This is a genomic window from Gorillibacterium massiliense, from assembly GCF_000455485.1.
GTDB classification, from domain to species: Bacteria; Bacillota; Bacilli; order Paenibacillales; family NBRC-103111; genus Gorillibacterium; species Gorillibacterium massiliense.
The window spans coordinates 44,700-53,448 of sequence record NZ_CBQR020000129.1 but is presented as its reverse complement, the minus strand read 5'-3'; the positions used below and the strand labels follow the sequence as shown (position 1 = coordinate 53,448).

10 protein-coding genes and 1 pseudogene are annotated in these 8,749 nt (G+C 49.7%); 6 read left to right on the top strand and 5 right to left on the bottom strand.

The window, feature by feature from the left end; all coding sequences use genetic code 11:
- From TJ79_RS17200 to TJ79_RS17190, 3 genes are all read right to left on the bottom strand, one after another.
- Positions 1 to 585, bottom strand: a 585-nt coding sequence (locus TJ79_RS17200; protein WP_040951585.1) for a carbohydrate ABC transporter permease, incomplete at its 3' end; no start/stop codon positions are given.
- An 84-nt stretch (positions 586 to 669) separates the two neighbouring features.
- The gene (locus TJ79_RS17195) at positions 670 to 1,560 is read right to left on the bottom strand and encodes a carbohydrate ABC transporter permease (protein WP_040951570.1); all 891 of its coding nucleotides are present in this window, start codon (positions 1,558 to 1,560) and stop codon (positions 670 to 672) included.
- Between the two features lie 89 nt (positions 1,561 to 1,649).
- The gene (locus TJ79_RS17190; RefSeq protein WP_040951569.1) at positions 1,650 to 3,005 is read right to left on the bottom strand and encodes an extracellular solute-binding protein; all 1,356 of its coding nucleotides are present in this window, start codon (positions 3,003 to 3,005) and stop codon (positions 1,650 to 1,652) included.
- A 241-nt stretch (positions 3,006 to 3,246) separates the two neighbouring features.
- On the opposite strand from TJ79_RS17190, the gene TJ79_RS17185 reads away from it, so the two are divergent.
- The 3 genes and pseudogenes from TJ79_RS17185 to TJ79_RS17175 all read left to right on the top strand — a co-directional run.
- On the top strand, positions 3,247 to 3,741 hold the full coding sequence (locus tag TJ79_RS17185) for an SH3 domain-containing protein (RefSeq protein WP_040951568.1): 495 nt from the start codon (positions 3,247 to 3,249) through the stop codon (positions 3,739 to 3,741).
- Positions 3,742 to 3,774: 33 nt separating this feature from the next.
- On the top strand, positions 3,775 to 4,476 hold the full coding sequence (locus TJ79_RS17180; protein ID WP_040951567.1) for an AIM24 family protein: 702 nt from the start codon (positions 3,775 to 3,777) through the stop codon (positions 4,474 to 4,476).
- Between the two features lie 22 nt (positions 4,477 to 4,498).
- Positions 4,499 to 5,275: pseudogene (locus TJ79_RS17175) on the top strand (DUF817 domain-containing protein); the annotation flags it as partial.
- 2 nt (positions 5,276 to 5,277) lie between these two features.
- Here the strand turns inward: TJ79_RS17175 and TJ79_RS26810 are convergent.
- Positions 5,278 to 5,661, bottom strand: a complete 384-nt coding sequence (locus TJ79_RS26810) for a helix-turn-helix domain-containing protein (protein ID WP_040951566.1) — start codon at positions 5,659 to 5,661, stop codon at positions 5,278 to 5,280.
- A 223-nt stretch (positions 5,662 to 5,884) separates the two neighbouring features.
- Here TJ79_RS26810 and TJ79_RS17165 point away from each other — a divergent pair, with 223 nt between their 5' ends.
- Together TJ79_RS17165 and TJ79_RS17160 are read left to right on the top strand one after the other, a co-directional pair.
- Positions 5,885 to 6,094 carry a helix-turn-helix domain-containing protein gene (locus TJ79_RS17165; RefSeq protein ID WP_052339701.1) on the top strand — a complete coding sequence of 70 codons (210 nt, stop codon included), beginning with the start codon at positions 5,885 to 5,887 and terminating at the stop codon, positions 6,092 to 6,094.
- Positions 6,095 to 6,269: 175 nt separating this feature from the next.
- The gene (locus tag TJ79_RS17160) at positions 6,270 to 7,397 is read left to right on the top strand and encodes a glycosyltransferase family 4 protein (RefSeq protein WP_040951565.1); all 1,128 of its coding nucleotides are present in this window, start codon (positions 6,270 to 6,272) and stop codon (positions 7,395 to 7,397) included.
- Between the two features lie 57 nt (positions 7,398 to 7,454).
- On the opposite strand, the gene TJ79_RS17155 is transcribed toward TJ79_RS17160, so the two are convergent.
- On the bottom strand, positions 7,455 to 8,213 hold the full coding sequence (locus TJ79_RS17155) for a glucose 1-dehydrogenase (RefSeq protein WP_040951564.1): 759 nt from the start codon (positions 8,211 to 8,213) through the stop codon (positions 7,455 to 7,457).
- Between the two features lie 139 nt (positions 8,214 to 8,352).
- Here TJ79_RS17155 and TJ79_RS17150 point away from each other — a divergent pair, with 139 nt between their 5' ends.
- Positions 8,353 to 8,733, top strand: a complete 381-nt coding sequence (locus TJ79_RS17150; protein WP_040951563.1) for a hypothetical protein — start codon at positions 8,353 to 8,355, stop codon at positions 8,731 to 8,733.
- Positions 8,734 to 8,749: the final 16 nt, after the last annotated feature.

The following is an 8,749-nucleotide window of genomic DNA, read 5'->3' as shown; positions in this document are numbered from 1 at the left end:
CACGGTCATAATCGGCGGGATCGAAACCGGAATGATAATTGAGATAAAGATGCGGAACACATTGGCTCCGTCCATGACCGCCGATTCTTCGATCTCGTGAGGGATCGAGCGCATAAAGCCGCTAAGAATAAACACCGCGATGGGAAGCTGGAAGGCGATGTAAGGGAAAATAAGCGACAAATGCGTGTTCAAGATATGCGCGTTCTTGAAAATGATCATCAAGGGCAAGAGCGTCGATTGCAGCGGAATCATCATCCCCATCAGAAAGACGAGCATGATCAGATTGCCGTACTTGAATCGGAAACGGGTGATGGCAAAGCTCACCATGCCGGCTAGAAGGATGACGCTTATCATCGTAATCGAAGTTACTTTTAAGCTATTCAGCAAGTATTGAACATAGTGTCCGCCGTCGATGGCGGCCTTATAGTTTTCCCAAAGCCAATGCTTTGGCATAGCAAAGAACTTTCCTGACAGAATTTCATCGTTGTTTTTGAGGGAATAGGTAAGCAGCCAAAACAAGGGATAGATCTGGGTAAGAAACAAAACCGCGAATAGCACGTAGGCAGCGAGTTTTCCAGGCGTCATTTTATCGAGACGGCCCACAGAAAGGGGACGGTCTATCGCTTTGCTGGATGAATTAGTTGTAGACATAGACGGATCTCCTTTCTGTTAGGACATTTTTCTTTCCCAGCGGCTGAAAATGGTGTTGATGAGGACCGTAGCGAGAAGACAGATGACAATCAGCACGACAGCCAGGGAAGAACCGTAGCCGTATTTCATGGACAGGAAGCTCATGTTGTACATGTGGGTGGCGATAACGTCCGTCGCGTGAGCGGGGCCCCCACCGGTGGTGACCATGATCATGTCGAAGGATTGCAGCGAACCGATAAAGGCAAGGACGATGGATATTTTGAAAATCGGCACGACCAACGGAAATGTAATATATCGATCCGCCTTAAAGCCTACGGCTCCATCAATCTTGGCGGCTTCGTAGATTTCGGTAGGGATGTTTTGGATACCGGTAAATTGGATCAACAGATGATAGCCTAGATATTGCCAAAGAGCGATGAAATAGATAGCATAGATTGCGAATTTGGGCTCCGTGAGCCACGAGTGCGTCCACGAATGAAGTCCGACGCTGTCCAGGATCTGGTTGATCATGCCGCCCATTTCAGCAGGGTTATAGATGGTTTTCCACAGTTGGCCGATGACGACGACCGACAGGATAACCGGCATAAAGTAGCTGGATACGAGAAAGTTCGGTTTTCTCGTGAAGCGATTCAAAAGGATGGCAAGCATTAATGCGATTGGAATCTCAACCATGGAAAACACAGCAAACGTCAATGTGCGCCGTACGGCGGGCCAGAATACGCTGTCCTTTGAAAACATGGTGACGAAGTTGTCAAATCCGATGAATTTGGATGCGCCAATCCCGTTCCAGTCCAGCGTGCTGGTATAGATAAGCACGATGATTGGGACGAAAACAAGGGCTAGATAGAAGAGCAGACAAGGCAATACAAAGACGGCAATGGTCGCTTTCGATACTTTCAACACGTTCAAGGCACGTCCGCCTCCTTCGACTTAATGTAGAGCAGGAAAGAGAGAGGAGACGGTGTCTCCTCTCCATCCTTGCCAAGGCTGAAAGCCTCTTACTTGTTGTTTGCTTCAAATGCGGTTTGGTGTTGTTTAGCTACAGCCGCGGAATCGGTCTTTTGTACGAACAGGTTTTGAATGGCATTGAGGTGCTCTTGTGCAGTTGCAGGGTTCATGGTGTTGTCGAACGCCAGGTCGCCGCCTTTAACTGCGCTGAACATCCCGTTGATTTCAACAGCCAGATCGGAGTAGCCTGCAGCCTTCAAGTCAGCGTCAACCTTTTGTGCAACACCGACGATGTCTTTGTTGTCAAACTTCACTTTCGGGTAGTTCAGCATGAAGTAGTTCAAGAAATCCTTTGTTGCTTGCAGGTGCTCGCTCTTAGCGGAGATTGCGAATGCAGATCCTGGAGCCAGCATGAATTCGTCAACGTTGCCTTTACCATTAATGGTCGGGAATTTGAAGACGCCGACGTCTTTACCGACTTGCGAGCCATCGATAGAACCGGTAGCCCAGGAACCCATGTAGTACATGGCAGCTTTGCCGGTTTTGAACAGGTTTTCACCAGCGTTATAGTCGACGGAGGTAGCGCCGGCTTGGAAAGCTCCAGCTTGAACCAGCTTTTGGAATGAATCAACGGCTTCAACGAAGGCCGGATCGTTAAAGGTCTTCTTCTTGTCCAGTACGTCTTTCAGGAAACCAGGGCCGTTATTGGTACGGAGCAGAACGTTCATGAACAGGAAGGAACCGGTCCAGGAGTCCTTTTCACCGATAACCATCGGTTGGATGCCTTTGTCTTTTAAGGTTTTTACGTCAGCCAGCAGTTCATCGAAGGTGGTTGGTGTATTGGCGATGCCCGCTTGTTTGAACAGGGCTTTGTTGTAGAACATCACGCCGACGTTGTTGCCGTCCGGCAGAGCGTATGTGTTGTTGTCGAAGGTGTAGAAATCGAGAATGCCGGTTTGGAAGGTGTCTTTTAAGCCGTTTTGATCCAGCATGTCGTTCAGCGGAGCAAGCAGGCCTTCCTTAACGTAGGGCTCCATTTGTGCAGCCGGGTTGACGATGGTGATGTCCGGAAGCTCTTGGGAAGCGGCTTGGGTTTTCAACTTGATTTTTTGCTGGTCGGTGTTGAGGGAGTCCAACTCAATTTTGACATTAGGGTGAGCTGCCGTGTAATCGGCTACAATTTTGGCCAGGGTTTTTGCAGAAGGTGTGCTCGGATCAGGATAGATGTTTTGGAACGTAATCGTAACCTTTTCATCCGAAGCTTTGTTTGTAGCAGCCGGTGCGGTACTGGTTGCAGGTGCTTTGGTGCCTTCGCTATCCTTTTTGCTGCTGGTTCCGCAAGCGGTTACGCCAACAGCCAAAGCGCCAGAGAGAAGACCAAGAACAACTTTTTGAGTCTTAGACATGTACAAATCCCCTTTGTCTTTAAAATTTAATATTCCCTTCGACAACATTATGGGTCACAACGAAAAATGCAACAATGCTTCAACTAAAGAAGATAGGTTGAGTTTTTTTAGATTTTCTTAATCTTGAGTTTTGGATCTAGCGGATTCCGGGGTCAAGTGCGCGTTCAGGAACTTTTACGGGTAAAGTTACGTATAAGATTTGATGGACAGGCCTTGATAAATCAAACAGGGGGGGACTCGAGTGAAATTCAATCTGCTTGGCAAAACCGTTATCCTGCTCCTGCTCTGTATTTCGATCCCGCTGTTGAATCCCCATGTCTTACCCCGCGCCCATGCCGGATTTTTCAGCAATGTGGGTCAACTGTTCAAACTTCCCGACGAGGTGGATAAACTTAAGGAAAATTATCAACAGGTGCAGGATAGTTATGAGAAAGTTCAGGACAATTATGTCCAAGTGCAGGAACAATATTCTTCTACGCTGGCCGAGTTGGATCAGGCAAAGGAAACGGCAGAGCAATTTCGGCAGGACCAGCTTCGGCTCGTTGAGGAGAACCGAAAGCTGGCGGAACAAAATAAAGAACTGGCCGCAAGCGTTGATTATTTGAAAAAATCGGAGCAGCAGAAAATACGCAGCTATAACCAGCTTCGCTCGGGAATCGTTGCTTTTGTAGGCATCGTGCTGCTGCTTTTCTTTTCGGGAAGACTCTTGCGTTTGGTGATACGGCGCAGGGCGTGACAACTATTGATATCGTAGATGCGGGGTGAAAGGATGGAGGTTTTGGCTGATCCGGTAGTCGGCGAACAATCGCGTGGAGTCTTTATCCGTCTGGAAGAGGGAGAGGTCATCCACGTGCTGCATCCTAAAATGATCATCGCATTTCGAGGAGCGCCTTCTTTACGGGAGGACCGGTTCATGAATCTGAAAGGCATGTTCCGCAAGAAAAAGCTGCTGCAGGCGAATATAACCGGTCCGGCTGAACTGGTTCTTGCCTTGCCCCCGGGGTTTTACATGAAACCGATCAATGTGGAGGATAAGGCCGATTTTCTCTTCGATATCCGGAATATTCTTTTTTATAGCAAAGGGATTCAGATGAAGAGCGTCATTCTGAAGATCAGAAACATGTTGGTCACCCGGGACGTTTTAAAAATGAAATTTTTCGGAACGGGCTCCATCGGCGTACTAACCAAAGGTCCGGTTCACGAATTGAAGCTTATGCCGGAGGTTCCCGTTTTTGTCGATACCGGATGCCTGGTGGCTTACCCGGAGTCAGCAAAGGTGGATTTGTGCGTATACGGAAATCACTTGGCTAGCCAGCATATGAATTATCAGTGGGAGTTGCGGGGGAGCGGTAGCGTGCTGCTGCAAACCGGAAAAAGCGATCGGGAAATGGAACGCGATACGGCTGAGGACGGCATCGTGAAGCGGATATTGCGGGAAATTTTGCCATTTGGCGGAGTCATCATTAAATGAATGGGGCGTTTTCATGGCAGCAATGCAGCTTATTCGCGGGAAAAGCTTATCGCATTTTACAGGCCAGCTCTTTCGGTTTGCCTGGCTGCAATCGCTGAGCTGCATCTTTGCGGCTACAGTATTTATTACGCTGGCGTTGTCCAAACTCGTCGATATCCCTTACTTATACCGCTATGATCTTATTCTTCTCGTACTCTTGACGGCTCAAGTGCTGATGTACGCCTTCAAGCTAGAGACGTGGGATGAAATCAAGGTCATTTGTCTATTTCACCTGCTTGGACTGGCGCTGGAGCTGTTTAAGGTCCACATGGGCTCCTGGTCTTATCCCGAGCCGGCACTGACAAAGATATTCGGAGTTCCTCTCTATAGCGGGTTTATGTATGCCAGTGTCGCCAGTTATCTTTGCCAAGCGTGGAGAAGGCTTGAGCTTCACATCGATCATTGGCCGCAGGGGTGGCTGCCGGCGATTCTTGGCACGGCGATCTATGCCAACTTTTTCACCCATCATCTCTTGCCGGATGTTCGCTGGTGGTTGACGGCTGCGGTGCTGCTGGTTTTTATCCGTACCTGGGTAAGGTTTACGGTGGGGAGCCGGCAATATCGGATGCCGCTGACCTTATCGTTTATTCTCATTGGTTTCTTTATATGGGTTGCGGAAAATATCGCGACCTTCTTCGGAGCATGGCAATATCCCGACCAGGCCGAAGCTTGGCGGCTCGTAGGATTCGGAAAGATCAGCTCCTGGTTTTTACTGGTGATCATCAGCATTATTCTGGTAGCCCAGTTGAAAAGAACGAAAGCCTACTCCCGATCGGTGCGGCGCCTCTCTTTCCAGAAAAGCGCGGTCAGCATCCGTTCGACCCACTCTTTATCCTCTGCGGTCAAAGGAACGCCGTCTAAAGCGACTTCGTTATCTCGCAAAAAGCGGCGCAAATTGATTGGAGCCGACGGCTTGTCCAATGAAGACTCCACTTGTTCCAAATAACCGGCGTGGCGCATCAGCTCGGAATAAGAGGTATTGAGCCCTTCTGACAGCTTCATCAATACATCGGGCGAAGGGATGCCGCGCTGGCCGTTTTCCAATTGGGAGATGTAAGCGGGGGATACTCCGGATCTTCCGGAAACCTCGCGGATCGTGTAGCCTTTTTCCTTTCGCAGATCCTTTAATACATCGTAGAATGGCATAATAACGATTTCCCCTCCGTACACAACTATTTGTCAGGCTGAATCGTCTGATTTGGTAAACAATTGTAAACAAATGAATCATATCATGGAAAAAACACCGCAGCAATCGTTCCCTTATTCACAAGGTTGTATGAACCATATGCACGGGTTAACAAATGTGATTGCAATTGTAAAATTTTCCCGCTATAATGAGAACGGAACGGGAACACGAGGAGGGGGACTCTTGACCAAGATCTACGTGAATCCGGAAACTTTTATACGACTGCGCATTTTAAAAGGAATGTCACAGAGGGAACTGGCGAGACAGAGCCAATTGAGCAATGCTTACATCAGTTTGCTGGAGCGGTCCATGAAGACCATCGGACCAGCTGCGGCGAAGAAGTTAAGCGATGCGCTGGAAACGCCGATGGACGAACTGTTTCATATCGGTTGACGTCGGGTGCGCTATTATTTACGCCCCTCCCTTTGGAGAGGGGTTATTCTGTTTCGGTGAGGTGTGGAAATAGGCTTTTCACAACAACCGGACAAAGGTACAATTAAGAAAAGGCGCGGCTCGCTGCTGCCGGCTTGCCCACTTGGCGCTGCAAGCTATTGACTGGAGGAAGCCGATGAACATCTTACAAGCTTTATTTTTCCCGCCGGAACAGCCTGGCGGGGTTTCATCCATGGTCCCGTACATTCAGGACCGCTTTAATAAAAAGGGTTGGACGATGGAAATGTTCTCGCTCCCGAAGCGGATTCGCAACAAAGGGACAGGTGAAGTGCAATTCAGCACTTTCGATTGCTCGGTCTATGCCGGCAACCCTATCATCGATAAGTATTTGCAAACCTATCGGGACTATCTCTGGTGGACGCGGATGCGGATCAAGAAGGATTATGATTTGATTCACGCCCATCACCCCATCGCCGCTCTTGCCATGAAAGAAGTTTTCCCACATATACCGGTTGTCGTCACCGTGCACTCCAGTTATGAACGGGAGCTTATTCTGAACGGCAGAATTCAAGAGGATGGCCCGGAGCACGCATTCCTTACTTCTCTTTACAGGGAACTGGAGGAAAAAACAGATCAAATTTTGACGGTCTCCATGTCTTTTAAAAAATATATGAGTGATTATATCCAAGACTCAGAGAAAATCGGGATCATTCCCAATGGTTTTGATGAGCGCAGGTTCCGTCCGGTTCCCCATGAAAATCAAGTAACCCAGCTGATCACCGTATGCCGGCTGGTACCCGCGAAGGGTCTCGATATCCTTCTTCGGGCATGCTCCGAATTGAAGCGCCGCGGTTATCCGTTCGTGCTTCACATCATCGGAGACGGGCCTTCCCGGCAGGAACTGGAGCAGTTGGCGGTTCAACTCGATCTTTATGAAGAAACGATATTCTACGGCTATATGCTGCATCCTGAAGAGTTCATGCCATTTTCCGATATCTTTGTGCTTCCTTCCCGGGCTGAAGCTTTCGGCAGTGTCTTTGCGGAAGCGGCGCTGTGCTTGCTGGCTCTGGTAGGAACGGATGTGGGCGGCATCAAGGAACAAATTGAAGACGGCCGCAACGGGCTGCTTGTTCCGGAGGACGATGTGCAAGCGCTGGCCGGCGCTCTGGAGAAGCTGTGTCAGGACCCTACTTTCCGCTATAACCTGGCTCGGGCCGGATGGGAAAAAGCGAAAAAATCCTATTCTCTCAGCCGGGTGGTGCGGCAATTAGCGAAGGTTTACGAATCCCATAAGACGGTGTAGCAAACAGCCGATATCTGCCTTGCAGGCGGGATATCGGCTTTTGAGTTCATTTTAGAGTTATACATAGATCATTTTTTTGGTCATGCCGCCGTCGATGACAAAGTTTTGGCCCGTAATGAATCCAGCCTGTTCGGAGGCCAAATAGACGCACATGTCGGCAATATCGTAAGGAATTCCCACGCGCCCAGCGGGATGCTGCAACCGGTCTTCCTCGCTGTGCTTGGGAACGGTAGCTCTGGCGGAGAACTGCCAGTCGGCGGTTTCGATCCAGCCGGGACTAATGGCGTTGACGCGGATGCCAGATGAGCCCAGGCTAACCGCCATGGCGTGGGTGAGGGCCAGTATTCCGCCTTTGGAGGCAGAGTAGGCTTCGGTATCGGCTTCGGACATGAGCGCTCGGGTGGAAGCGATGTTGATGATACTGCCGCCGCCTATTGATTTCATGATCCGAGCCGCTTCCCGTGAGCACAGATAAGTGCCTCGCAGATTAACGGCAATGACGCGATCGAAATCTTCGATGGAAAGATCGAGCATGGAACCGTTTTTGCTGATGCCTGCGTTGTTGACCAGCACATCGACTCGGCCCAAATCCTGAACGGTCAGCCGCAGCCAACGTTTGACGGCTTCTTCGTCGGCAATATCCACGCACATAAACATGCCGTCGCCTCCGACATCCCGAATGTGGCGGATGACCTCCAAGCCGGCTTCTTTCGAGGTGTCGCAGATGGAAACCGCGTAACCCTCCTGAGCGAACTTAAGGGCGGTTGCCCGGCCGATTCCTTGACCTCCGCCGCTGATCAAAACCGTTTTATTCAATAGGTATCCCTCCCCAGTCCAAATCAACCTTTTACCCGCATTATACAAGAGAAAAGCAGCCTCATCAAAAAACTGCATTGCGTACGGACAAGCCGCCGGATACTATATAGGAAGAAAGCGGAAATAAGGATGGTGCCAAATGGAAGACAAATCGGCGAAAGAGCATCCCGTGCAGGGGAAAAAACCGGTTCAGCGCGAAATTACGTATAACATTGGTCGGAAAAGAGGAACAATCCGCGCAGGGGCCGCACCAGCCTCATCGGAGACCCCACCCTCTTCCGCAAAAATCTCGCTGAACCGGCCGCAGGTAAAGGAAGCGATGATATCCGCCCGGCGGGAAAAGCTTCAGCCTGAAGAATCCGGAACAGGAGACCGACTCCAGATCATCTTTCAACGATATTTATGGCGTACGGTCCCCCTTCCTAAAGACAAGACGATGGATGTCCTGCTTTGGGCTTATGCCGCATGCGGTGTTGCCATCGTCGGTTTTTTGGTGATAAGTCTGGCAATCCTTTCTTGAAAAATTGAAGGAATGA

What these genes read in the sequence shown, in the direction of transcription:
- TJ79_RS26810 (WP_040951566.1), bottom strand. Translation starts at nt 5,661, where the DNA reads ATGCCATTCTACGATGTATTAAAGGATCTGCGAAAGGAAAAAGGCTAC.
- TJ79_RS17180 (WP_040951567.1), top strand. Translation starts at nt 3,775, where the DNA reads ATGGAGGTTTTGGCTGATCCGGTAGTCGGCGAACAATCGCGTGGAGTC.
- TJ79_RS17160 (WP_040951565.1), top strand. Translation starts at nt 6,270, where the DNA reads ATGAACATCTTACAAGCTTTATTTTTCCCGCCGGAACAGCCTGGCGGG.
- TJ79_RS17190 (WP_040951569.1), bottom strand. Translation starts at nt 3,005, where the DNA reads ATGTCTAAGACTCAAAAAGTTGTTCTTGGTCTTCTCTCTGGCGCTTTG.
- TJ79_RS17150 (WP_040951563.1), top strand. Translation starts at nt 8,353, where the DNA reads ATGGAAGACAAATCGGCGAAAGAGCATCCCGTGCAGGGGAAAAAACCG.